Here is a 24,948-nt window from a genome sequence, read left to right as displayed (position 1 = left end):
AAATCCTTAATGTTCAAACTGGTTGCGTTTCTCGCCAGACATCATAATAGCTAAAGCCGCCGCCGAAATCACCACCAACAATAAACCAGGTATTGCTGCGCGGCCAAAATAACCGGCTTCGTAAACACGCCATAAATACGTAGATAAGGTTTCAAAACCAGTTGGACCCAATAATAGTGTGGCTTCTAATTCACGCATCGACTCTAAAAATACTAAAGCAGCACCTGCAATAATACCCCGCATAGTCAGTGGTAAAGTAATACGTGTGAAAGCTTCACGTGGGCTTGCGCCTAACACACGGGCTGATTTTACTAAGCTTGGATCAAGGTGCTCGGTGCTGGTACGCACAGAGCCAACCGCAAGTGGTAAAAAACGTAGCATATAAGCAATGATCAATAAGCCCAGTGTTTGATATAAAAATGGCAGTTGTAAGCCGCCATACACAAGCGCTGTGCCCATAACAATCCCCGGAATACCAAAACCAAAGTAAGTAACGCGTTCCATCACTTTGCCTGCTTTTCCGGTTAAAGCAGCATGCGCCACAGGAATAGCCACAATAACTGTAACAATAGCTGCAATGGCTGAAGCGTAAGTAGAGTGCCATGCAATACTAAAATCAAACGAACTGAAACCATCACGCACTAGCCAAAGTGTAAATACTGCGAGTGGTAAGCCAATAGCAAGTAATAAAATTGGGGCAAAGGTGGCAAACATCGCGCCTAATTGCCATTTTTTTGGGAATAAAATAAGGGGCCGGCCTTGGCGTTCAGACGCAGTTTTAATTTGCGATTCAATCATTAGTAAAAAGCCAACAATTACCATTAGCTGCATAGACAGCATAGCCGCACGGCTCAGTTCAAAGGCGTTATATTCTACGTAAATAACACGAGTGAAGGTATCTAGACGCATCATTGCCGGTGTACCAAAGTCAGATAACGTATACAAGGCAACGAGTAATGAGCCCGCAGCAATACCATTTACAACACGGGGTAAAATAACTTTAAACACGCTTTGTGTCATCGACATCCCCAATGTACGCGCTGCATTGACCATGCTCGCATCAAGACTAAGTAGGGAGGAGCGGGTTGTCATCATTACAAACGGGAAGGTATACAAGGTCATTACAATGGCGGCGCCAGTTAAGCCATACATAGAAGGGGTTTCAAAACCAAGTATGTTATGTATTTCACCACCAGGGCCAAATGCAGCGTAAAGCGTAAATGCCCCTATATAACTTGGTATAGCTAAAGGGGCGGCAAACACCACCAGCCAAAACTTTTTAAACGGCAGCTGCACATAGGCGCTAATAAATGCCAGTGGCACACCAATTAAAATTGAGCCTAATACGGTTAATCCCATTAACGACAGGGTATTGCCTAAAATAGTTAAATTATGACTATCAAAAAAAGAGCTTGCATCACTGGCAAGCGTTATTAAAACAAAAATAGGGGTAAGGGTAACAAGCGCTGCAAGCAGCGCCATAGGATAAGATGGTGGTATTCGCATTATAAAACGCCGCTGCTGCGCATTAAGTCAATAGTTGGGCGTAAGTCAGCCAACTGGGTTAAGTCTATTTTAGGTGGCGAAATACTGGTTAATTTAGGCAAGCCATCAGGTTGCTTTATGCCATTTACTAGCGGAATTTCATACGCTTCGCTCGCTAAATAACTCTGTACTTCAACGCTGAGTAAATAGCGCATAAAGTTAGTTGCTAGTGGGTCGTCAGATAGCGATAAAATACCGGAGGCATTCACTAAACAACCGGCATCTTGCTCTGTAAATGCAAGATCGAGTTTAGCGTCGGGCTTACCAGACTTCAAACGTAACGTGTAGTAGTGATTAGCAAAACCAATATCTACTTCACCACGTTCAACGCCCATTACTACACCGAGTTCGCCAGCGTAAGTTTTTGAGCGTTTTTGCACTTTTTTAAGCCATTTAGCAGTTTTATCATTGCCTTCTAAAATTCGCATAGCGGTAACAAACGATTGAAAAGAAGCATAAGCTGGTGCCCAACCAATACTTAAATCACTGTCGGCTATTTCCATAATGCTTGTTGGAATTTGCTCTTTGGTTAAACGCTCAGTATTAAAAGGCAAAGTACGTATACGACCAGTTACAGGTGCCCACTCATCATATCTAAACTGTGGTTGTAGTTGTGCAGATAAATCACTAGGCATAGGTTTAGCAAGCCCTGCATCGGTTACTAAACCAATAGCGCCCGAGTCTACAGCCCAAAATAAGTCAGCACGTTTAACACCCGCTTTGGCTTCGGCAACAATCGTATTAGCCAATGCTGCAGTTGGGCCGCGTCGAATAGCAAGGTCTAAATCCGGGTTCTTTTTTTGAATGGCTTGTAAAACGTTTTCGTATAAGCCACCTTCACCACGTCCTAAATAAAGGGTGAGTGCGCCTTTCAGTTTAGGTAATGTATCTACCGACACGGGGTTGGCAATATCAGCGGCAAACGCGCGTGAAAGAGATGGCGGCAAAGCGCCAGCTATCCCTAACGCAGCTAAGCCTTGAATAAAGGTTCTGCGTTCCACTTAAAATACATCCTTACGTGACTTTTCTGCTTTTTCAATTAGCGTTTGTGCACGAGTTAACTTAGTTTGCATATCAACAACCACTTCGCGTACTTGATTTACTGTTTTATTACCTGAAATAGCCTGCGGTAGGGTTACGTTAAAGTCTTTTTCAAGTACTTCTACTAAGTTAGCGTCTTGCTCAATGAGTGTGCCTTCTACACCTTCAAATAAATGCAAGTAAGTATCGTGAACTATGCTGGTTGCTTCATCGCCTAAACGTTCTGCGTATTTAGCAACCACTCGGTCTAATTTGTGTTTAATTTCATCAATGGTCGCGCTTTGCGTCATTTCTTTTGTTGCTGTGGCTTTAACGCTTTTTAATAACCCTTTTTGTTGAAACTGAGCCGCTAGCTTAACTGCGCCTAGGCCTTGCCATAAAGCATTGTTCATTGCTTGTTGCTGCAAACGTACTTCTGAGGCTGGATTTTTGTTATCAATAGCCATTTTTATGCCATACAAACCTTGCCAAATAGAGGCATACACAGGGACATAATTTGTTTCTATTGCGCTGTGAAATTTAACCGATTCCCAGTACTCAATTAAGTCATCAGTATTAACCGCTTTAGCGCCTTTTTTCTCGTAATCGCTTACTAGGGTATCAACCTTTGAAACCATCCACTCAACGTCTTCGTTGTAGGTTTTTAAATTAGCTTGAAGGTGATTAACATGCTCACCAATTGGGCCGTTAGCAAGTGCCGGTTGTGCAAAAATCGCAGAAGCGAGTAAAAAAGTTGCACTTAATGTCTTGGCAGGCTTAAGTAATATTTTCATAGCAAGTGAGTCCATAAATGTTATTGTAAATGATAGTCATTATCATATCCCTAAACATCCCTTAGATCAACACACTAAATCAAGCCAAAGGGTTAAATTTACTAAACTTTACAGAGGAATAATAACTAAATAGAAATATCAATTTAATTTTAACTTTAGTGGCTAAAATAATTAACCATCTATACGTAATGTTTACCCTTTATGGCGTTATATATAGCATCGCAAAGCTGTTTAATACTGGCATCGTCACTTATATACGGTGGCATTAAGTAAATTAGTTTACCAAATGGGCGTATCCACACTCCTTGGCTAACAAAATAAGCCTGTATTTTAGCTACATCTACTATTCCTGCCTCATCTGTCAGTTCTACCACGCCAATTGCACCTAAAGTGCGCACATTAGCTACATCAGTAAGTGAGCCACACTGATGTAATTTTTGAAGTGCTTGGTTTATTTCACAAATTCGCTGTTGCCAATCTTGTTCAAGCAATAAGTCTATACTGGCACATGCCACAGCGCAGGCGAGTGGATTGCCCATAAATGTAGGTCCGTGCATCAAAACACCGGCTTCACCTTCGCTAATGCCTATCGCTATTTTATCGGTCGTTAACGTGGCTGATAAGGTCATGGTGCCGCCGGTGAGTGCCTTGCCAATACAAAGTATATCTGGCTGTACATTGGCGTGCTCTACAGCAAGCATTTTACCTGTACGGCCAAAGCCTGTGGCAATTTCATCACAAATGAGCAATACATCGTATTGAGTACATAACTTGCGCACACAGGCTAAATATTCAGGATGATAAAAGTTCATTCCTCCCGCGTTTTGTACTATGGGTTCAATAATAAAGGCGGCAACATGCTGGTGGTGTTTTAAAAAATAGTGTTCTAGTTCATCCGCCTCGGCTTGATTAAACTCGTCATGAAATTGGCTAACAGGTGCAGGTACAAATACATGCTCAGGTAAAAAGCCAGAGTACAAGCTATGCATAGAATTAACCGGATCGCACACACTCATGGCCGCAAAGGTATCGCCATGATAGCCCTTAAACGGAGTCATTAACTTTTGTTTAGTATTAATGCCTTGGCTTAACCAATACTGCAGTGCCATTTTAATCGCTACTTCAACACTAACCGAGCCGCTGTCGGCTAAAAATACTTTGTTTAAATGTTCGGGCGTTATTGCTACTAGCTTTTTACAAAGCTCCACTGCGCTGTAATGCGTAATGCCGCCAAACATTACATGGCTCATTTTATTGATTTGCTCTGTCATCGCATTATTTAAAACGGGATGATTGTAGCCATGTATTGCGCTCCACCAAGAGGCCATACCGTCGATGAGTTTCTCGCCTGTTTCTAGGTGGATAAGGTTGTGATTGGCATGTGTAACAGGGTAAACCGGAATTGGTTGAGTCATTGATGTATAAGGGTGCCAAATGTGATTTCGGTCAAAATCAAGGTCTATTGTGTGTTTTATGCTCATATGTAAACTTTAATTAAGTTAGCTTCGTTGACAATGGTACGGCAATACGTATTCTAAGCCAATAACACCAAGAGCAAAAAATAAAAGAGAGTATTATGGAGCTTGCAACAGTTCGCCACGATTGGACCCATAGCGAGGTTAAAGCCTTATTTGAAATGCCGTTTAACGATCTGCTTTTTAAAGCCGCGACCGTACACCGTGCTAATTTTAATCCTAATCAGGTGCAAATTTCTACTTTACTATCAATAAAAACAGGTGCTTGCCCTGAAGATTGTAAATATTGCCCGCAGTCGGGTCATTATAAAACCGACCTAGAACGAGAGCGCCTGCTAGAAGTAGAAAAAGTAGTAGAGCAAGCACGCCTTGCAAAACAAAAGGGTGCAACCCGTTTTTGTATGGGCGCTGCGTGGTCAGATCCTAAAGACCGTGATATGCCGTACATTTCAAAAATGGTTAAAGAAGTAAAAGAGCTTGGTCTCGAAACCTGTATGACCCTAGGTAAGCTTACCAATGAAAAAGCGCATGCGCTGAGTGATGCAGGGCTTGACTACTATAATCATAATTTAGATACCTCACCTGAATACTACGAACAAATTATATCTACCCGTACCTTTGCAGACAGACTAAACACTATTGATCATGTGCGTGATGCTGGTATGAAAGTTTGTTCGGGTGGTATTGTCGGTATGGGTGAGCAACCCAGCGATCGTTATGGGTTATTAATGCAGTTGGCTAATTTGCCGCAGCAACCAGAAAGCGTCCCAATTAACATGCTAGTAAAAGTAAAAGGGACACCGCTTGAAAACGTAGACGACTTAGATCAGTTTGAGTTTATTCGTACTATTGCCACCGCGCGTATTATGATGCCGCACAGCTATGTGCGATTATCGGCAGGGCGCAGCGCAATGAATGAGCAAATGCAATCGATGTGTTTTTTTGCCGGTGCTAATTCCATTTTTTATGGTGATAAACTCCTTACTACAGAAAACCCAGAAGCTGATGCTGATATGCAATTAATTAAAAAACTGGGTATGAACCCTGAAACGTCAGAAGACTATTCAGATGAAGCCGTTGCTGCGTCGTTATCCTCTAAAGTGGCTGATAAAGCCAGTTCAGAATTGTTTTATCCTGCTTAACATTGTGTATTGCTATGTCATTTGATTTTATAAATAGCCATTTACAAGCGCGCCAGCAAAGCGCGCTCAACCGCAAGCGTTATGTTATTGAGCAAGCCAGTGCGCGTGAAATTATAGTTGATAATAAACGCTATCTTAACTTTGCCAGTAACGACTACCTAGGCTTTGCGGATGAGCCCACTTTGCTTGAAGGTATGCATAGCTTAGGAAGTCATAGCTCTGCTTTAGTTACTGGCTATCAAGGTGTGCAGCAACAGCTCGAAAAATACTTATGTGCTCAGTTGGGCTATAACAATGCCATGCTGTTTAATTCGGGCTTTAGTGCTAATAGCAGTGTTATAAAAGCGTTATTTCAAGATAAAGCCATTGCTCAGCAAAGTGCGATTTTTCAGGATAAACTTAATCATGCGAGCTTAATCGACGGTGCACTGCATGCAAACGCGGCACTTGTACGCTTTAACCATAACGACATGAATCATTTACGTTCACGGCTCGAAAAGTCCAATGCTAAGTATAAACTGATCGTGAGTGAGGGTGTATTCTCAATGGATGGCGACCAAGCACCATTAATTGAGTTACTGAGTTTAGCTAAAGCACATAACGCTTGGTTAATGATAGACGATGCGCATGGCTTTGGCGTACTGGGAAAATCGGGTTTGGGAAGCTGTGAGCCACTTATAGCGGCAGATAATTTACCAGATATTTTAGTGATCACCTTTGGTAAAGCGGTGGCAAGTAGCGGGGCGTGTGTATTAGGTTCAAGTGAATTTATTGATTACATGTTGCAGTTTAACCGCGATTACACTTATTCGACTGCAATATCGCCATTTATTGCTTTGCATACATTATCAAGAATTAAAACCATACGTGATGCTAACCACAAGCGTGCAAAATTAAACGCTAATATTGCTTTATTTAAACGTTTAGCCAATGAACACAAAATTGCCTTAATGGATTCAACAACTGCTATTCAACCCTTAGTTTTAGGGTGTGCCGAACAGACTTTAAAAGCCTGTGAGCAGCTCAAACAACAGGGGATTTGGCTAACCGCTATTCGCCCGCCCACGGTGCAGCATAATACCTCAAGGCTTCGCGTTACCTTAACCGCCGCCCATACCGAGCAAGATATTACAACATTGGTAAACTGTTTAAAAAAGGCCATTGCATGATAAGCGCACACGCTACAAATGCTAACTCGCGTATAAAGTCACCGTTAGCTTGTTTAGCTGTTAATAGTTTAAAGCAGGTAACGCAACGCAAGTTTTCAACGGCGGCAAACCAATATGTAGCCCACGCACATGTACAAAAACAAGCTGCAATCGATTTAATTAAACTCATTAAGCTTGATGTGAGCACAAAGCACAAACATTGTGTTGATTTAGGCGCTGGGCCGTTAGTGAATACCCAAGAGTTACAAGGAATATATAAACAGGTAATTGCCATGGATTTAAGCCTTACCATGCTTAAAAATAGTGCAGTAACCGCACCGCGTATTTGCGCCGACATGGATAATTTGCCATTACAACAAAATAGTATTGATGTGGTATTTAGTAATTTTGCAATGCAATGGTCGGCTAATTTTGAAATGCTAATGTATTCATTACATTCAGCTTTAAAGCCCGGTGGGCAGGCGTACATAAGTACGGTGGTAGAAGGCTCACTACATGAAATAAAAACGGCGTTTGCAGCGCTCGATTCGCATAGCCACATTAATAACTTTTTAAGTCGCGATAATATAAACCAATCGGTCAAAAAGGCAGGGTTTATTGTTAATAACGCGACAGAGGTTATTTATACCGATGAGTTTACAAGCCCGCTTAAAGCGATTAGCTCAATTAAAGCCATTGGTGCAACGTCGCAAAATAAAGCAACGCAGCGCCCTGGTTTATTGACTAAATCGGCGCTACAAAAAGTATGTGCGGCGTATCCGCTTATAAACAACCAAGCCCATGTATCTTACCATGTGGTATTGTTATCATTAGAAAAAGCAAAAATTTAAAGGTAAGGCAATGCAGCAATTTTTTATTACCGGTACCGATACCGACGCTGGTAAAACCCACGTAACTAGTTTGCTATTAAAGTTACTCGCCCAACATAAGCAGCGTGCAATAGGTTTTAAACCGATTGCATCAGGGTGTGAACTTGCGTTTGATCAGCTCGTGAATGCCGATGCCTTAATGCTAATGGAAAGCGCGACTGTGAGTGCTAAATACGACATTATTAATCCGTTTGCTTTTGAGCCCGCCATAGCTCCACACATTGCAGCAGAGCAAGTGGGAGTAACCCTAAGCGTTGAAAAGCTACGTACCGCTTATAAAAATGTGAAGCAACAAGATGCAGACTACCTGCTAACAGAAGGTGCGGGCGGCTGGGCATTGCCAATTAACGACAACGAATATTTATATGACTGGGTAAAAGCAGAGCAAATACCCGTAATATTAGTAGTAGGGATGAAACTAGGCTGTATAAATCATGCATTACTCACTGCAGCACATATGCAAAGTATGGGTGTTAATTGCATTGGCTGGATTGCCAACCAAGTTGATGCCACTATGGATGAATACCAAGCAAACCTAGATTCACTTAAAACACGCTTACCATTCCCGTTGCTTGCTATAAGCCCCTATACCGAGCAAACCCCTAAATTACAAATTTATAAAACCCTTCTTACTGCACTTGCTATAAATGCCTAAACTATACTGCTTTGTAATTTTATAAATATACAAAGCAGTTTATATATTAAATAAACCGGTTTAATAAATATGTTTAGCGCCTTGAAATACACTCCTTGTATGCATATATAACGCTAATTACACAGTGCTATTGTTACTAAGGAAATAACAAATACCATGACCCACCCATTTATTAAGAACTACGCTTATAATACACAGGTTAAGGCCGAATCAGCTCTACCAAAAAGTGCTCTGCCTAAAACCCGTGTAGGTATTTTAGGTGGGGGGACTGCAGGGGCAACAATTGCGATTCGCCTTGCGGCATTGGGCATAAAAACGACTATATTTGAGAAAAAAAAGTCACTTATTGACGGCCCTCCTATGTGTCATCTGCATGCCGGTGGTAATTTATACCGTGAAATTCCAGATCAAGACTGTATAGATTTACTAAAACAATGTATCGATATTTTACGACTATATCCTTACAGCATAGATGTACGCCCAACTGTATTTGCTGTGCCAACGCGTGATGATGATTCACCGGATGATTTACTGCCAAGGTTAGACAAGCTTACTAACGCATATAAAGACTTAATTGAACAAGATCATAATAATAAAGTTCTTGGCGAGCCTGATAATTACTATCAGCTTTATAGCCATGAGCAAATGATAACCTTGAGTAAAAAAGAGCAGGTTACTGAGCCTAAAACGCTAGATGAGTGGATGATCCCCGTTGCTAAGCATTTAAACTTAAACAAAGTAAAATACCCACTTATTGTTGTTCAAGAATACGGTTGGAATATATTTAGATTATCAGCAAGTGCGCAACTTGCGCTTGCCCAGTACGAACACGCTAATGTTCTTACCAGCACAGAGGTAAAGCAAGTCAGCAAAGTTGAGCAAAGTAGTGCTAAAAATCAAATGCCAAAATGGAAAATTGAATACCAAAACAACCAAAGCAACACGACCCAAACAGCAGAAGTAGATTACCTTATAAACGCCTGTGGCTTTCAAACCGGTATTGTTGATGACATGGTAGGCGTAAAGCCCAAGCGTATGGTCGAATTTAAAGCCTCATACATTGCACACTGGCAAGGCGCTGGCGGGCAAATACCCGAAATTATTATTTATGGTAACCGAGGCACACCCGAGGGCATGGCACAATTAACGCCGTACCCTAATGGCTTTTATCAAATTCATGGCATGACTAACTCAATTACCTTGTTTAACGATGGCCTAGCAGATACAGCCGAGCAAACGGCACAGCCACAACTGCCTGCTAAGTACTTAAATTATATAAATAATGGTTGGGAACAGCAGGTGCTAAAAGCACGTGGTCAAAAAGCGATTGATTATGTAGCTGAGTTTGTACCAGCATTTAAAAACGCTAATACGCAAAACAATGCCTTGTTTGGCGGCCAACAGATCCCAGGCGAAGACGACACCTTGCGCGTTGCCGACGTAAGTTTATATTCGCATATTAGCTACGCACGAGCCGAAAATGTAAAAGCGTCATCAACTTTGATCGCTGCTGACGAAATAGTAGCTGAATTTATAAAGCTTGGTTTAATTTGCACAGAACACGACAGTAATAACCACCGTAAGCATCACCAATGGCCCTACCTTGAGAACAGTTGTAATGAAAATATAAGTAAAATTGCACAAGTACTTGCAAAAGAGCGAGGCTTCCCCACAGATATGGCAAATGTTAATCACGGTATATATAAAAGCGTATAGTATAAAAACAAAATAACTTATTGAATTATATTGTTTTTAGAAGTGTATTTTTACTGTTGAACAGAAAAATACCTAGAAAGTTTAACTTAATTAAATATATATAAAACTTTAAAAATATCCCTTGCGTTATGACATAGTTTGTCACAAAATAGCGCTGACGTTATGACATAGTGTGTCATAACGCAGTAATTGCTATGGCCGATCAACAAAAAGAAATCGCTCAGCAATAAATGTTATTTTTGGAGACCATGTATGAAACGTGTATTTTTGTTTTTATTAACTAACTTAGCGGTTATGTTGGTATTAGGTGTTGTGCTTTCAATAATAATGAGTGCGCTGGGCTTAAGCCATCGTAGCCTGGGTGGTATTTTATTAATAGCTGCTGTATTTGGTTTTGGTGGGTCGTTTATTTCTTTGTATATGTCGAAATGGATGGCGAAAAAATCAACCGGTGCGCAGGTTATTACGAAACCAAGTAACGAAACCGAGCAGTGGTTAATGAATACGGTTGCCGCGCAAGCTAAAAAAGCCGGTATTAATATGCCTGAAGTGGCTATTTACGACAGCCCAGAAATGAACGCTTTTGCAACCGGCCCAAGTAAAAATAACTCGCTGGTGGCGGTAAGTACGGGTTTATTACACAGCATGACCCAAGATCAAGCCGAAGCGGTGCTTGCCCACGAAGTATCGCACGTGGCTAATGGCGACATGGTAACGCTCACGCTAATTCAAGGCGTGGTTAATACCTTTGTTATTTTTGCCGCAAAAGTGCTGGCGGGCATTGTAGATAATTTTATAAATAGCGATGAAGATGAGGGCGGCAGCAGCTGGACTTACTTCTTATTCGATATGTTATTCCAAGTATTATTTGGTGTACTAGCCAGTGTGGTAGTTGCTCATTACAGCCGCAAGCGTGAATATGCAGCCGACAACGGTGCAGCTCAGTTAGTAGGCGCAGACAAAATGCGTTCAGCCCTTGAGCGATTAAAGCAAAACCACCCATCGCAATTAGAAGGCTCAATGATGGCCTTTGGTATTGCCAGTGGTAAAGGCATGGCTGAGTTGTTTTCATCTCACCCACCGCTTGATGCACGTATAGACGCACTACGCAAGTAATTACGTAAATTAGTAAATATACAAAGCCAGCTTAACAGCTGGTTTTTTTATACTTGCAATCTAGTACCTTTTATGCAAGCTTAATGTGGAGTACGAAAAATACTCATTAATTTTTTATTTGTTATAAGCTCTCTAATATAAGGAAATAAATATGAAGTTACTTAAAGTATTAGTCGTTGTTGCAATTGCTTTACCAAGTGTTGTTTTAGCTAATCAGCATGTAATTACAGCAAACAAACAAGTTTTCTCTTCGGATAATAAAACCCAAACATATATAGGTGACGTACACCTTTCATTTGACTATAAAAATAAATTTCAGACCACATCAAACAGCGTTAGCTTTAACAATGGCGATACAGTAATGGAAGGAGAAGTAGTTATAACCTTTAATAATATTACTGCAGTAACTGATAAAGTTACTTTTTCTGAGTCTGATTCAGGTGTTTTAGCTAAAATGGATGAAGTGACTTTTACTTATAAGTAATTGTTTATTTAGAAACACAAAAGCCAGCTTGTTTGCTGGCTTTTTAATATTCTATATATGGGTTATTTACCAAAAATAATATCGGTAATTCCCTCTGGCGAGAGTATTTCAATCCAGTAACCGTCAGGGTCTTTAATAAAGGCAAGGCCTTTCATTGAGCCGCCATCTGGCTGTTTTACAAACTCCACATCGTATTTAGCAAAGCGTTCGCACGCTGCATATACATCAGGTACGCTAATCCCAATATGGCCAAAGCCTTTTGGTTCTTCATTACCACTGTGATAACCGCTAAAGCTGTCGTCGTTTTCAGTGCCCCAGTTATGGGTAAGCTCAATCAGCGCAGGGCGGCGAAACACCCATTGAGTTTTTTCTTTATCATCGCCTTTTGGCATATCTTGCTCATAGCCTAAAAAGTACAAAGTAAACTCCATACCAGGAAAGTCGTACTTTCCTAATAGTTTCATGCCCAATACGTTTTCATAAAATGCCAGCGACGGTTTTGGATCTTTAATACGCAACATAGTTTGCTGCATCACATAGCCCTCAGTGGCCTGTGCAATTTGCTCTGGAGATTCGTTATAGCTAGACATGAGATAATCCTTAATAAAATGACTGAAAAACCTTAATGGATTTAAAAAGGCAGGGAATACGAACATCATAATCAACAGCGGCAAAAATTAAAACCACCTAGCTAAATTACCAGCCAGTGAGCTGAATGTTTTATAAGCGAAAAATGGCATATTTAGCGATACTGTTTATTTATACAGTAATGGTGTTTTGTCCAATATTACTGATCTTCACCATTTTGGGGTATCTCTGCATTTATGAAGTATGAGCTGTAGTTAACTAGTTGTTTACAGGTGTTTATTTGAGGGTTAAGATAAATGCAATGTAATATATGGACATTTGTCGGTTTATAAAACGACAGTTGTCGTAGACAAAGTTGTTAGCAATCGGTTCAACTATCGCGCTCACTCAACCAGTATTAATATATATTTGATATTGCTATCATTAATGTAATTGTAAATTTAAAAAAATTAAAATGCCTAAAAGTAAAAATAAAAGAAAAAAACAGGTCAAAAGACACTCTTTAAAACGGCCTGTGAATAAGAATGCAAAATCAAATATAAATATTTTGGCAAAACTTAATCCTGTTATTCTCTGGTTAGCAGCTACTGGTTTGTTAGCGTTTTTTTCTAACTTGATTTTTTCATACTTTACTGGAGATATCGAAGTAAAATACATTAAACCAGTAGGTAGAGGCTACGAATTCCAATTAACTAATAAAAGCTCAACCGATCAAAAAATAGAGTACTTAAGAGCAACTCCAGATCAGCAGGAGTTTGTCTTTAAAATCACAGAACAAGTTTATGGCAATTTTTCTGCGGATGGCAGTAGCGTTTCGATTCCAGGTGGTAATGAATCGTATATGCCTGCTTATGAATTCAAAGCAATGGATGGCTATGTAATTCCTGCCAAATCAACAACCAATTTTAAACTCCCGCCATTATCGTCATGTAATTACGTGACACCAGAATCAGTAGTAATGTATCTTGACTATAAAACAAGTTCATCTAATAGCTTTATTAATAAATTAGAAAAAATTTTAGAGCTTACTGGGCTTGGTGCAGGGAACAAAAAGCTTAAATACTTAGTATCTGAGAACTACTGGACGCCGATTAGTAATGAGTCGGTTATTGACGCGACAAAAGAAGCTTGTAGAGATGATGACAGTTTTGGTAAGTCTTCAGTCTGTGATAAATATAATTAGCATTAAATTGCTAACAAGTTACTCAAACGGACGCTAAACAGTTGGCTAGTGCTCGTTCCTCGCAATTTTAGCCAACAATTTCGCACCGTTTAGTAAAGCGTTAGGTAACTATGGATGGTCAACCTTCTTAATCAAGCATTACGAAGCAGAGATGTTAGAAAACTCGTAGAACCTCATTTGCACGAAGTTGTTTGGGATTCTGGCGTTGATGAAAGCAGCGAGTGGGTAATGGCTTCATTTGAAGATCTAACTCATATCCAAAAATTGGAGTCTTGGTTAAATAGCAAAGAGATTTCGGATTCCATCGAAGTCATTTTAACCGATACTGCTTGGTCTGAACTTCAGCAAACAACTTGGGATGCTCTGCTTAAGAAACCAGACGATTACTTTAATCAAAAACATATGCTTGTAGTTGCAGCAGATCGCTCTTGGATAATGGAGTATACCCCACAACAGATAATTAGATTTGGGCGTTGGGTAAAAGTTACCTGTCGAGTTTGAATTGGCAGTTAATTGAAACGTGGACGGTGTCCACTTTATCGGGTGAAGATCACAAAAAACAGTTGGGTATTTTCACTCCGTTCAACATTTTAGCCAACAATTTTTTGCACTCTTAGTGCGGCGTTGTTATATGTAAATCAATAAGTAGGCATTATGCAGCTATAAACACTAGAAGAATTGCAAGCCAATCTTGATAAGGTGATTTCTGAAATTGATACGAATGAATTCGATGATGACCTTGTTAGGCAGTTTATAGAGCATCGTGTTATTTCATTAGCTTTTGGTGTTCACACGTATTCAGAAATGATTGTACGTAAGGTTGTGACAAAGGAAGAAGAGAGCGAGTTTAACAAGAACCTTAGTGTTTATAATCAAATTGAAAGCACACTAGCTCAAAGAGCATATGAGTATTCTACAGAAGAGTTGTTTAATCAGCTTGTCGCATGTAAGAAAATTTTGGATGCTAACATTCAAAATTAAAAAATATAACCAGGTAATCAAAGACCGCCCACAAAAGGGCCTGAGGGCTGGACCTCCACTGCTGTGCAGCTCCGGCCCTTTATCTCGGCGTTAGGCATTTAAACACTCAGCAATCACAGGATAATTATCAATGGGGAATAATGGTTCATCATTTAAGTTGTATGTTAAGCATTTAGGTGCTGCGTACTTGATTTATATAATTTTAGGGATGTTTAATTCACTACTATTTAAGCAAGGTATATACAACTTTGGGGCCTTTGATGAGGTTGAGATTAAGTTCAGACTTGCTCAAACTATAGATATTATTATGTTTATAGCGGTTATTTGGGCTTCATGGGCACAGTACTTAGTTACTAAAACGATAAACAAAAATTTTGCTCTCGTGGCACTACTTTTCAGGTTTGGAGAAGGGCTTCTCGGCTTTGTCGCAACAATCATTACATTGGCAGTGATAGCAGTTTTAAAGAATCCAGAATTTTCAACTGTATTTCAAGATGAGCAGCTGCATACATTAGCTAGCATATTTGTGAAAATAAGTGGCTCGATGTGGGATGTTCTTTTAATTATCATGGGTATTGGTGCCACGATTTTCATGTATTTGTTCTACGTTTCCAATTACGTACCTAAGTGGTTGGTTCTTTGGGGACTATTCACTTATATTTCGATGGTGGTGTATGGTTTTTCAAATATTGTTCTACTTAATCCACCTCAAGTATTGAGTTACTTCATGATGCCGGGAGCTTTTTTTGAAATAACGTTTGGCCTTTGGTTGTTAATCAAAGGAATAAACATCCAACCTGATAAAAATCATGCCTAACAAGGACAAATGTAGAACCAAAGAGGTCTGTAGAACCAAAGGGGCAAATCTTGACTTTAGACATCAAATTCATGCGGCAATCTTATAAGCTGTTTTTAAAATAAAATGCTGGTGGCTCACTATATAATTAATTTCTAAGTTAAATTTAAAGTAAAAGGAAGTTTTTATGAAAGGTATTAGACGTTTTTGGTTTTGGTTTACGCTAGTTGTGTGCCCATTGTTGATTATTTTAGGTGTGGCTACCTTTGCACAGTTATTAGGGCAGTACATGTATTCTCAGCAATTTAGTTTTTCTTCGCTATCTAGTTTTCAAATTGCATTTATGGGGGGCGGAATTTGTGCGTTTTCTGTATTTTTAAGCACATTAAAAGAAGCAAAAATACGCTTTTTTGCAAAATGAGGGGTTAATAAGGAAACTACGGTTGTTGGTGGGCTCGCTAGGTTTGCTTGGTTTTGAGCCTCTTTTAAAACGGGTGTAAAATTAACAGCTATTAAATGGACGATTCAAGGATGAACAAAGGATTATTAAAATCGTAGAATGACGATAAAGGCTTTGGCTTTATTAAATCAACCACACAGAGATGAATGTATTTATAAAATGGTTGATTTTAGCTGCATTAATTATTGCCGCTATTGCTTGTTATTCGTATGGTAGCACACTGGCTTATTTTTTTTATTATTGCGGGCTTTGTTTTTGAAATGGCGTTTTGGTTTAAGGTGTTTCCTATAAAAAAGAAATCATCATCCAGAGCTGATTAGTAAATTATGTGACACAATTTTAATATATTAATTATGGGTGTCACTTTATGTTTTTGTTTAAAACATCATGTGCTAAATTTAATACAGCTATATTTACAGGGAAGATAAAATGACAAAGCGATTACGTTTTTTATTACCATCAGTATTATTTTGTTTTGGAACAAGCGCGCTAGCAGCTGATCCGGTTATATATTACGGCGGAGATATTCTCACTATGGAAGGAGAAAAGCCGCATTATGAGGAAGCTTTAGTTGAGTCAGAAGGGCGGATTGTTTACCTTGGTAGCTTAGCGAAAGCCAGAGAAAAGTTTGACAATCTACAAAACAAAGACCTTCAAGGGAAAACACTTTTACCCGGTTTTTTGGATGCCCATAGCCATATGTACAATACGGGTTTAATTGCGCAATTGGCAAATTTATTACCCCCTCCCGATGGCCCCGGTGCAAATTTTAATAGTTTAGTGACAACAACCAAAAAGTGGATGGAGTCTGCTGAAGGGAAGTTCATTATCGGAAAATTTGGTTGGGTGTTAGCGAATGGGTATGACGATTCGCAGCTTAGCGAAAAACAACATCCAACTAAAGATGTTCTAGATAAAATTTCGTCTAAATACCCAGTGCTTATAATGCATCAATCGGGTCATCTAGCAAGTGTCAATTCAAAAGCTCTAGAAGTAGGTGGCTACACAAAGGATACCAAAGACCCTAAAGGCGGTGTAATTAGACGTTTGGCAGATAATAGTCCTAATGGCGTGCTTGAAGAAGCGGCTTTTTTTAATCTATTACTGCCTATTGTTGCCACTAAATCTGATGCTGAAGTACAACAGAGGTCCATTGAGCTTGCTCAGGTGGAGTATGCTAAAAATGGATATTTAACTGCTCAAGATGGCCGCACCACAGCGGATGCGACTTCGGCATTAGAAAGAGCAGCTCGTGAAAAATCGCTATTCATTGATGTTGTTTCATACCCTGACATCGTCTGGAATAAGTCAGCTGTTAAGCCCGAATTTTATAACTCAGATCGCAGTTATGTTAATCGATACAGAATAGGGGGTGTTAAATTAACTTTAGATGGTTCACCACAAGGAAAAACGGCTTGGTTATCATCACATTATCATACGCCACCGGAGGGTAAACCGCTGGACTATAAAGGTTATCCTATCCTGAGTGATGAGATGGCCATTAAACATATAAACACGGCGTTTAAAAACAAATGGCAGATTATTGCTCACACCAATGGTGATGCAGCGATTGACCAATATATTAAAGCTATTAAAGTGGCTAAAAAAAGTTATGGGTATGATGATCACCGTAGCGTGATGATTCACGGCCAGACTTTACGTAAAGATCAAATCCCGGATTTAGTAGATTTAGGGATCCTCCCATCGTTGTTTCCTATGCACACTTTTTACTGGGGCGATTGGCATGTGGAGTCTGTTTTGGGGCACCCAAGGGCAGATTATATTTCGCCATCACGAGATGTAGTTGAGGCTGGTTTAACGGTTACTTCTCACCATGATGCCCCTGTGACATTTCCAAATTCAATGCGAGTGCTCGATGCAACGGTTAATCGTATTACGCGTTCGGGTAAAGTATTGGGGCCGGATCAACGTTTAACGCCTTATGAAGGGTTAAAAACATTAACGCAATGGGCTGCTATTCAATACTTTGAAGAAACAAGTAAAGGTACGCTAGCTGAGGGAAAACTCGCGGATTTCGTCATTTTAAGTAACAACCCTTTAAAAGTGGAACCACTTACTATTAAGGATATAAAAATAGTGCAAAGCATTAAAGAAGGTCATGTTGTATATTCAAATTGATATTCAACATGAAACAATTTTAACGCTTAACTATACGACGGCTTTAGTCGCCGTCGTATTAAACCTCAGCCTTGAGATGCAAGTGAAGTTTGAGATTTAATGAATATTTATAAAACTTCTAACGGTTAATTCTTTGTAAAAAATTGTCCCTTTTTTGTTTGCTTTTGAATTCATATGCTAATTTTTAAATGCTCGGTTAAGCGAATAATAATCAAACTTAAGGGTTGAAAATGAAAAAATGTACTAATTTATTGTGAGAATGCATGTAGCGGCTTATTTTAGTCGCTATTTTTTTGGATAGCGTGTTAAACATATACAGATAAGGAGATACGATGAAACTGGCAATGTTGATGTCGTTTATGTTTTTTTTAATTAGTTGTTCGAGCTTAGCGACCAATAGCAAAGAATTAAGTAAATCGAAGCAAACTGAAGAGTTTATTACTCTTGTCAGTCATGCCAAAACCTATGACCTGTCTCATAATTGGGATGAAAATTCCCCAATAGCGTCCGTTAACCCAAAATACTCAATGGCACTTAATGCAACCCATGCTGATACACGTGGTACATTTGGTGATAACAATCAGCTCTCATTCACCTCAGAAATAATGCAATGGAGTGGTCACCATGGAGGTCCTACTATTGATGCGTTAGGTCATATTGGTCGAGATGGTTTACTGTATGGTGGAGTAGATGCGGCGCAAGCGACCAATGATCGCAGAGGAATAGGACGCAGTGGTGTAGGGGGTGACTTAGGAATTGATCATTATCCTGTAAACTTATTGAGTAACCGAACGGTATTACTTGATGTGGCTCGCTTTATTAACGGTGACGATACCCCATTGGCTGCAGATTTTGACATAACAGCGTCACATTTAAAAAGAACAGCAAAATCGCAAGGTGTAAAAATTAAAAAAGGCGATACTGTGTTTATTAGAACGGGGTGGGGGCAATATTTTGCTAATAACCCACAGCAATATATTGCAGAACATGCTGCAGGCGTTGGTGTAAGTGGTGCACAGTTTTTAATAAAGGCTGGTGCAAGTGTTGTGGGTAATGACACCCTTACTTTTGAAAAACGCCCACCTATTGCTACAGAACCCTCATTTCAGGTTTTTCCGGTACATATGATGTTATTAGCAGATAACGGTATTTACATAATAGAAAACTTGTTCCTTGAGGAGCTAGCAAAAGAAAAAGTCTATGAGTTTATTGCCATTGTGCCGCCGCTTAAAGTACGTGGTGGCACCGGCTCGGCATTACGCGTATTTGCACTTACACAGTAACTAATAATTGAATAAAGAGTAGGGTTAATGACGGGTACTGTTTTTATATACAGCATTGCCGTTTTTTAAAATAAGAAACATACACAAAGAGTATTTTTCTTTATCATGATAAAAGCACAGGCTGTAAAATTAACAGCTATTAAATGGATGATTCAAGAATGAATAAAGGATTATTAAAATCGTGGAATGACGATAAAGGCTTCGGCTTTATTAAATCAAGCTTACTGCAACACGATACCTTTATACACATATCGTCGCTCAAACATATGAGCCGTAAACCTAAAGTTGGCGACATTATTTACTTTGAAGTAGCAACCGAGCCTAACGGCAAAACTAAAGCTGTAAATTGCCGTATTGAGGGCGTACTCGCACAACCACATATAAAAGCTTCATCAAGGCCGGTTAGAATAAGTAAAACCTCAGGTAAGAACTCACCTTTAATGAAACTTATAACACTTGGTATTATTTTTAGTATTGGTTTTAGTGTGTATAAAACCGGTTTTTTAAATACCAAGCAAACACCTGTAGTGACTAACGCTAATTTAGAGTCATTTATGCCCGCTAGTTCAAACTCACTTACTAAAACACAGCAAGCATTTCGCTGTGATGGCCGCCAACATTGTAGCCAAATGACCTCGTATGCAGAGGCATTATTTTTTATTCAACATTGCCCAAATACTAAAATGGACGGTGATAAAGACGGAGAGCCCTGTGAACGGCAGTTTGGGAATAGGTAGTTTTTATATTGAGGTATTAATAAACTAAAAATTAGTTTTGGGCCCTTAGGGGGAATACGATTTTTAGTAATACAGTTATAAATAGCTGGTGGATTTAAAGCCATTTATCAAGGAGGTTGTTATGTTTAAAGTAATAATTGGATGTGCTGTTATATTTTCGTTTGTTTGTATGTTACTCGCTGCGGCACCTTTTACGCCTGCAATATCAGGTTCATTTATTATGCTGTTGTTTGCAGGGGCTATAGGTTACAAGGGCTATCTGCAATCAAGCTTAATACTGCTGTTAATTAATACGCTTGCAGTTATTGGCAGCCCAGCTACAGATATAGGCAACACCCAAACATTACTGTTTTTACTAATATTATTTTTAATCTCATTTGGTGGTGTTTTATTAGGCGTAAGAAAATTAATTTCAAAACACGTTTTGTAGACGAATGGCTTGCCAACGTTTGAGGCAAGCTTTTTATTGTTTTCCTTTTTCTATTCACATTCCTCATCGTTTTTTAAAAGCTCTTTTTAACAGAGATAAGCAATTTGAGTCATATAAGAGTAACCATCTAATAGATTTGACAGCGTTGTCATAAGTGGGTAGTGTCATTTTGTTTATAAAAACAACAGCTAATTAAAAAACAATAACAACGCAAGCTCTTAGAGCTTAATAGCTTTGACGTCATAACATGGACTTAAAGCATAGCAATTTAATTTTTGGAGAATTTATGAAGTTAACAATTAAGAGGTTAACTGCGTCATTGCTATTATCAACCTTGTCAATGAGTGCGAATGCACAATTGTTGCAAACTAACTTAGCTAACTTTGCTGATAACGCCAAACTAGTCTTTGAAACAAAAGATAATTTTGATCAGGGTGAGGGCAAGCACCAAGCCGGTATTGCTATCACTAATAACTCAACTGTGGATCTGCCGGCTGGAAAGAGTGATTGGCAAATTTATATTCACTATATCCGACTACTTGATAAAACAATTACAAAAGGGTTGTTGGTTGAGCATGTAATGGGTGATTTACATAGAATAACCCCAACAAAGGAGTTTAGAGGGCTGGCAGTTAATGAGTCGATAGAGTTGCTTGTTAATGGCAAGGTTTGGATAGTTAGCGATAGCGACTTCATGCCCAATGCATTTATTGTAAGTCCGGATGAAAATGGTAAGTTAAAAGCGGCTACGTTCGCAAATACCGCAACGGGTAATGCTAAAGATTATGTAAAACCTTTTGTTAAAGACAAACAGTTACTCCGATACAGTAACCCAAAAGACTTGTTCCCCATTGTGAATGCAAAGCGACGTTTTGATAGTAACAACCAAGATAAAGCGATGAAAGAGCATGCAATATCAGTAGAACAAGCTCAAACTAAAATTATTCCTACGCCAGTTGATGTTAAAGAACTTGGTGGCAAAGTTGTTATTGATGAGCAATGGGCAATTAGTTACGCTGGCCGATTATCTAGTGAAAGTAAATATTTAGCAGATGAATTTCAGGAAAACACTGGTATAAAGCTTGATGCTAAAGCGAATCATATTAGCCAGCCAGGTAAATCGCTTATTGAAATTAAAGTAGACCCGAGTATTGAAAACGGTAAAGCTGAGAGCTACCAATTAGCTATTAGTCACGACAACATAGTGATTATTGGCTCTGATAATGCGGGTGCCTATTATGGCATTGAGAGCTTACTTGCACTTATTCCTGCTCAGACAAGAACAGAGAAAAGCGGCAAAGTAAATATACCACTGCTACAAGTGAAAGATAGCCCGCGCTTTACTTGGCGAGGTATGCATTATGATATGGCGCGTAATTTTCATTCTAAAAAGGTTACGTTGCAACTGATAGAGCAAATGGGAAGGTATAAACTGAATAAGTTACACCTGCATTTGACAGATGATGAGGGGTGGCGTGTTGAAATTCCTGATCTACCCGAACTCACTGAGATTGGTGGAAAACGCTGTTTTGATTTAAGTGAACAAAATTGTTTGCTCACTCAGTTGGGTACTGGACCAAGTAGTGAGGGAGTGGGCAATGGTTTTTATAGCAAAGATGATTTTGTAGAAATTCTAAAATACGCTGCGGCTCGCCATATTGAGATTATTCCTGAAGTTGATATGCCTGGCCATGCCCGAGCCGCAATTAAATCAATGGAAGCCAGATACAATAGACTTATGGCAGAGGGTAAGCCGAAGCAAGCAAACGCGTTTTTACTTTCTGAGCAAGGTGATACGTCTGAATATTTAACAGTACAAAATTATACTGATAATTCTGTTAATGTGTGTCTTGATTCAACCTATCGTTTTGTTGATAAGATCGTTTACGAATTTGAACAAATGTATCGTGAAGCTGGGCTTAAAATAACTAAGTTCCATATAGGCGGCGACGAAGTAGGGCGTGGTTCTTGGACTGAGTCAGATGCTTGCAAAGTGCTTTTTAACCAAGTAGATAATGGTGTTGCTGGGGTTAACGATCTTAAACCCTACTTTACTGCTCGAGTTGCTGAAATTCTAAATAAAAAAGGGATCAGCATGGGGGCATGGGAAGATGGCATGATGTCTGATGCGATCACGCCATTTAATCGCAAGTTGTATGGTGACAATGAGGTTATGGTAAACGCATGGGATAACATTTGGGAATTTGGAGTAGCCGATAGAGCTTATAGGTTGGCAAATGAAGACTATAAAGTGATTTTATCTGCGGCAACTCATTTGTACTTCGATCACCCATATGAAGCTCATCCTCAAGAACGCGGTTATTACTGGGCTTCTCGTTATACTAATACTAAAAAAGTATTTGGCTTTAAGCCAGATAACCTTTATGCAAATGCCGACTTTATGCGCGATGGTTCGCCTATTGTGAATCTTGAGGCGGACGTTGGCCGAGAATTAATGGCGCTTAAAAAGCCAGAGAACATTCTTGGAATGCAAGGGCAAGTGTGGAGCGAAACAATTCGAACACCTAGCCAGCTAAATGAAATGGTGTACCCAAGGTTGATTGCTCTGGCGCAAAGAGCTTGGCATAAGGCAGCCTGGGAAAGTAACAATGATAGTGAGCAACAAGCAAAATCTTGGGCGCAGTTTGCCAGTGTGTTGGTACATAAAGAGTTTGGTCGACTTTCACAAGATGAAGTGGAATATTATTTACCAGTACCCGGTGGTCAAATAGTTAATGGTAAACTCGAAGCTAACGTTGACTTACCTGATATGGTAATTCAATACAGTGAAGATAATGGAGATAGCTGGCAAGAATATACTAAAAAAGTTTCAGTAGCTGGTGACGTTTTATTGCGTACTAAAGCTATTGATGACCGCTATAGTCGAGAAAAGAAGGTAAATTAAAAATAAGTGGGCAGTTTAAAACTGCCCATTTATTTTATGGATGCGCTAAAGAGGTGAGATCGAAACAAAGAGAAATGCAAGAAAAGGAAATGTGTAAAATAGCCTTACACATTGTTTGTTTCCTTTAAAAGCAAAGCGTCTCTTAGTGCTCCTTGTGAATGGAGCCCTTATGTTTAAACCTAATGAGGTCAAAAACTAAAGCACCTCAAAAATAGCCGCAATGCCTTGCCCACCACCAATACACATTGTGACTAGCCCATATTTGCCATTAATTCGTTTTAGTTCGTACAAGCATTTGGTGGTTAGTATGGCGCCCGTTGCGCCAACAGGGTGCCCTAACGCAATTGCGCCGCCATTCGGGTTTACCTTATGCGCAGGAAAGTTTAACTCGTTAGCAACGCACAGTGCTTGTACTGCAAAGGCCTCGTTAGACTCAATCACATCCATATCGTCGATGGTTAAGCCGGTTTTTTCAAATACCTGTTGTACTGCAGGAATAGGGCCGATACCCATTAAAGTAGGATCAACGCCTGCTCTGGCATAACCCACTAAACGAGCGAGCGGTTTTAAGCCTTGGTCATTTGCTTTTTGCTCTGACATAAGTACCAACATGGCTGCACCATCGTTTATACCTGATGAGCTTGCTGCGGTAACGGTGCCATTTTTTTTAAAGTAGGGCTTTAAAGATGCAAGTTTATCGGCTGTGGTATCGGCGCGAACATGTTCGTCGGTGTCAAAAATGTGCGTCCCTTTTCGCGACTTGATTTCTATTGGCACAATCTGCTGTTTAAAATGACCTGCAGCAATGGCTTTTGCAGCTTTATGATGGCTTTTTGCTGCGTACTCATCTTGCTGCTCGCGGCTAATTGAATATTTTTCTGCAATGTTTTCAGCAGTTATTCCCATCGGGTTATTATCCCATGGGTCTTGTAAGGTCGTGGTAAGCTCATCAACCATATTGCTATTACCCATTTTTTGCCCCCAGCGATTACTTTCGAGGGTATAGGCAGAGCTACTCATGCTTTCTGCTCCGCCAGCAAGGGCTGCATCTACATCACCTAATTGAATTTGTTGTGCCGCTTGTATAATGGCTTCAAGGCCAGAGCCACATAAGCGATTAAGCGTTACAGCGTGGCTGCTTATAGGTAACTCTGCATCTAGTCCAATGACCCTTGATAGGTAAGCGTCTTTTGGGCCGTTATGAATAACTTTGCCTACCACACATGAACCAACTTGGTCAGGGGTAAGCTTAGACCGAGTTAGGGCTTCTTTTGCGCACAGTGTGCCAAGCTCAGCGGGGCTAAAATCTTTAAGGCTGCCACCAAAGCCACCAATTGCGGTACGAACCGCACTGAGTATTACTACGCTGTTGTTTGTATTTTGTGTCATTGCTGTTCTCTTATTATTTTTATAATCACTTTTGCTGAAATATGTTAAATAGACAAAGGAGATCAATACTTC

General features: G+C 39.7%; 23 protein-coding genes. 17 read left to right on the top strand and 6 right to left on the bottom strand.

Annotated elements, in window-relative coordinates; genetic code table 11:
• Positions 1–6: 6 nt before the first annotated feature.
• From CWB75_RS01265 to bioA, 4 genes are all read right to left on the bottom strand, one after another.
• Complete coding sequence (locus tag CWB75_RS01265) at positions 7–1,506, bottom strand: ABC transporter permease (RefSeq protein WP_055012108.1); 1,500 nt, start codon at positions 1,504–1,506, stop codon at positions 7–9.
• Entirely contained in the window at positions 1,506–2,546 is a 1,041-nt protein-coding gene (locus tag CWB75_RS01260; RefSeq protein WP_138569685.1) for an extracellular solute-binding protein, read from the bottom strand. The genes CWB75_RS01265 and CWB75_RS01260 overlap by 1 nt, the downstream gene beginning before the upstream one ends.
• Positions 2,547–3,359 carry a hypothetical protein gene (locus CWB75_RS01255; protein ID WP_138569684.1) on the bottom strand — a complete coding sequence of 271 codons (813 nt, stop codon included), beginning with the start codon at positions 3,357–3,359 and terminating at the stop codon, positions 2,547–2,549.
• A 179-nt stretch (positions 3,360–3,538) separates the two neighbouring features.
• On the bottom strand, positions 3,539–4,840 hold the full coding sequence (gene bioA / locus CWB75_RS01250; RefSeq protein ID WP_138569683.1) for an adenosylmethionine--8-amino-7-oxononanoate transaminase: 1,302 nt from the start codon (positions 4,838–4,840) through the stop codon (positions 3,539–3,541).
• A gap of 95 nt (positions 4,841–4,935) precedes the next feature.
• Between bioA and bioB the strand changes: the two genes are divergently transcribed.
• The 7 genes from bioB (at position 4,936) to CWB75_RS01215 (ending at position 11,985) form a co-directional block, all read left to right on the top strand.
• The gene (bioB, locus tag CWB75_RS01245) at positions 4,936–5,976 is read left to right on the top strand and encodes a biotin synthase BioB (RefSeq protein ID WP_138569682.1); all 1,041 of its coding nucleotides are present in this window, start codon (positions 4,936–4,938) and stop codon (positions 5,974–5,976) included.
• A gap of 14 nt (positions 5,977–5,990) precedes the next feature.
• On the top strand, positions 5,991–7,145 hold the full coding sequence (locus CWB75_RS01240) for an aminotransferase class I/II-fold pyridoxal phosphate-dependent enzyme (RefSeq protein WP_138569681.1): 1,155 nt from the start codon (positions 5,991–5,993) through the stop codon (positions 7,143–7,145).
• Positions 7,142–7,975 carry a methyltransferase domain-containing protein gene (locus CWB75_RS01235; protein WP_138569680.1) on the top strand — a complete coding sequence of 278 codons (834 nt, stop codon included), beginning with the start codon at positions 7,142–7,144 and terminating at the stop codon, positions 7,973–7,975. The genes CWB75_RS01240 and CWB75_RS01235 overlap by 4 nt, the downstream gene beginning before the upstream one ends.
• A 10-nt stretch (positions 7,976–7,985) precedes the next feature.
• Entirely contained in the window at positions 7,986–8,669 is a 684-nt protein-coding gene (bioD, locus tag CWB75_RS01230) for a dethiobiotin synthase (protein ID WP_138569679.1), read from the top strand.
• Between the two features lie 156 nt (positions 8,670–8,825).
• Positions 8,826–10,385 carry an FAD-dependent oxidoreductase gene (locus CWB75_RS01225; RefSeq protein ID WP_138569678.1) on the top strand — a complete coding sequence of 520 codons (1,560 nt, stop codon included), beginning with the start codon at positions 8,826–8,828 and terminating at the stop codon, positions 10,383–10,385.
• Positions 10,386–10,637: 252 nt separating this feature from the next.
• Positions 10,638–11,501 (top strand): protease HtpX, encoded by an 864-nt coding sequence (htpX, locus tag CWB75_RS01220; protein ID WP_138569677.1) that lies wholly within the window; start codon positions 10,638–10,640, stop codon positions 11,499–11,501.
• A 151-nt stretch (positions 11,502–11,652) separates the two neighbouring features.
• Positions 11,653–11,985, top strand: coding sequence for a hypothetical protein (locus CWB75_RS01215; protein WP_010390060.1), 333 nt, complete (start codon positions 11,653–11,655; stop codon positions 11,983–11,985).
• A gap of 62 nt (positions 11,986–12,047) precedes the next feature.
• On the opposite strand, the gene gloA is transcribed toward CWB75_RS01215, so the two are convergent.
• A complete protein-coding gene (gene gloA / locus CWB75_RS01210) occupies positions 12,048–12,575 on the bottom strand; it encodes a lactoylglutathione lyase (RefSeq protein WP_010390059.1) in 528 nt (175 codons plus the stop codon).
• Between the two features lie 452 nt (positions 12,576–13,027).
• On the opposite strand from gloA, the gene CWB75_RS01205 reads away from it, so the two are divergent.
• The 10 genes from CWB75_RS01205 (at position 13,028) to CWB75_RS01160 (ending at position 23,487) form a co-directional block, all read left to right on the top strand.
• The gene (locus CWB75_RS01205; RefSeq protein ID WP_138569676.1) at positions 13,028–13,756 is read left to right on the top strand and encodes a hypothetical protein; all 729 of its coding nucleotides are present in this window, start codon (positions 13,028–13,030) and stop codon (positions 13,754–13,756) included.
• Between the two features lie 114 nt (positions 13,757–13,870).
• Positions 13,871–14,257, top strand: coding sequence for a hypothetical protein (locus CWB75_RS01200; protein WP_138569675.1), 387 nt, complete (start codon positions 13,871–13,873; stop codon positions 14,255–14,257).
• 177 nt (positions 14,258–14,434) lie between these two features.
• A complete protein-coding gene (locus CWB75_RS01195) occupies positions 14,435–14,737 on the top strand; it encodes a hypothetical protein (RefSeq protein ID WP_138569674.1) in 303 nt (100 codons plus the stop codon).
• A 130-nt stretch (positions 14,738–14,867) separates the two neighbouring features.
• Positions 14,868–15,554 (top strand): DUF4386 domain-containing protein, encoded by a 687-nt coding sequence (locus tag CWB75_RS01190; RefSeq protein ID WP_109874627.1) that lies wholly within the window; start codon positions 14,868–14,870, stop codon positions 15,552–15,554.
• A gap of 166 nt (positions 15,555–15,720) precedes the next feature.
• Positions 15,721–15,954, top strand: a complete 234-nt coding sequence (locus tag CWB75_RS01185) for a hypothetical protein (RefSeq protein WP_138569673.1) — start codon at positions 15,721–15,723, stop codon at positions 15,952–15,954.
• A 468-nt stretch (positions 15,955–16,422) separates the two neighbouring features.
• Positions 16,423–18,132, top strand: a complete 1,710-nt coding sequence (locus CWB75_RS01180) for an amidohydrolase (protein ID WP_138569672.1) — start codon at positions 16,423–16,425, stop codon at positions 18,130–18,132.
• Between the two features lie 332 nt (positions 18,133–18,464).
• The gene (locus tag CWB75_RS01175) at positions 18,465–19,415 is read left to right on the top strand and encodes a cyclase family protein (protein WP_138569671.1); all 951 of its coding nucleotides are present in this window, start codon (positions 18,465–18,467) and stop codon (positions 19,413–19,415) included.
• Positions 19,416–19,573: 158 nt separating this feature from the next.
• A complete protein-coding gene (locus CWB75_RS01170; protein ID WP_138569670.1) occupies positions 19,574–20,152 on the top strand; it encodes a cold shock domain-containing protein in 579 nt (192 codons plus the stop codon).
• Between the two features lie 121 nt (positions 20,153–20,273).
• Positions 20,274–20,582, top strand: coding sequence for a DUF6419 family natural product biosynthesis protein (locus tag CWB75_RS01165; protein ID WP_138569669.1), 309 nt, complete (start codon positions 20,274–20,276; stop codon positions 20,580–20,582).
• Between the two features lie 286 nt (positions 20,583–20,868).
• Entirely contained in the window at positions 20,869–23,487 is a 2,619-nt protein-coding gene (locus CWB75_RS01160) for a beta-N-acetylhexosaminidase (protein ID WP_138569668.1), read from the top strand.
• 195 nt (positions 23,488–23,682) lie between these two features.
• Here the strand turns inward: CWB75_RS01160 and bktB are convergent, their stop codons facing one another.
• Positions 23,683–24,876 carry a beta-ketothiolase BktB gene (gene bktB, locus CWB75_RS01155; protein ID WP_138569667.1) on the bottom strand — a complete coding sequence of 398 codons (1,194 nt, stop codon included), beginning with the start codon at positions 24,874–24,876 and terminating at the stop codon, positions 23,683–23,685.
• Positions 24,877–24,948: the final 72 nt, after the last annotated feature.

Source organism: Pseudoalteromonas sp. S1608, from assembly GCF_005887265.1.
Classification (GTDB): domain Bacteria; phylum Pseudomonadota; class Gammaproteobacteria; order Enterobacterales; family Alteromonadaceae; genus Pseudoalteromonas; species Pseudoalteromonas undina.
Note: the sequence above shows the minus strand (reverse complement) of the source record. Positions and strands in the feature narration are given on the sequence as shown.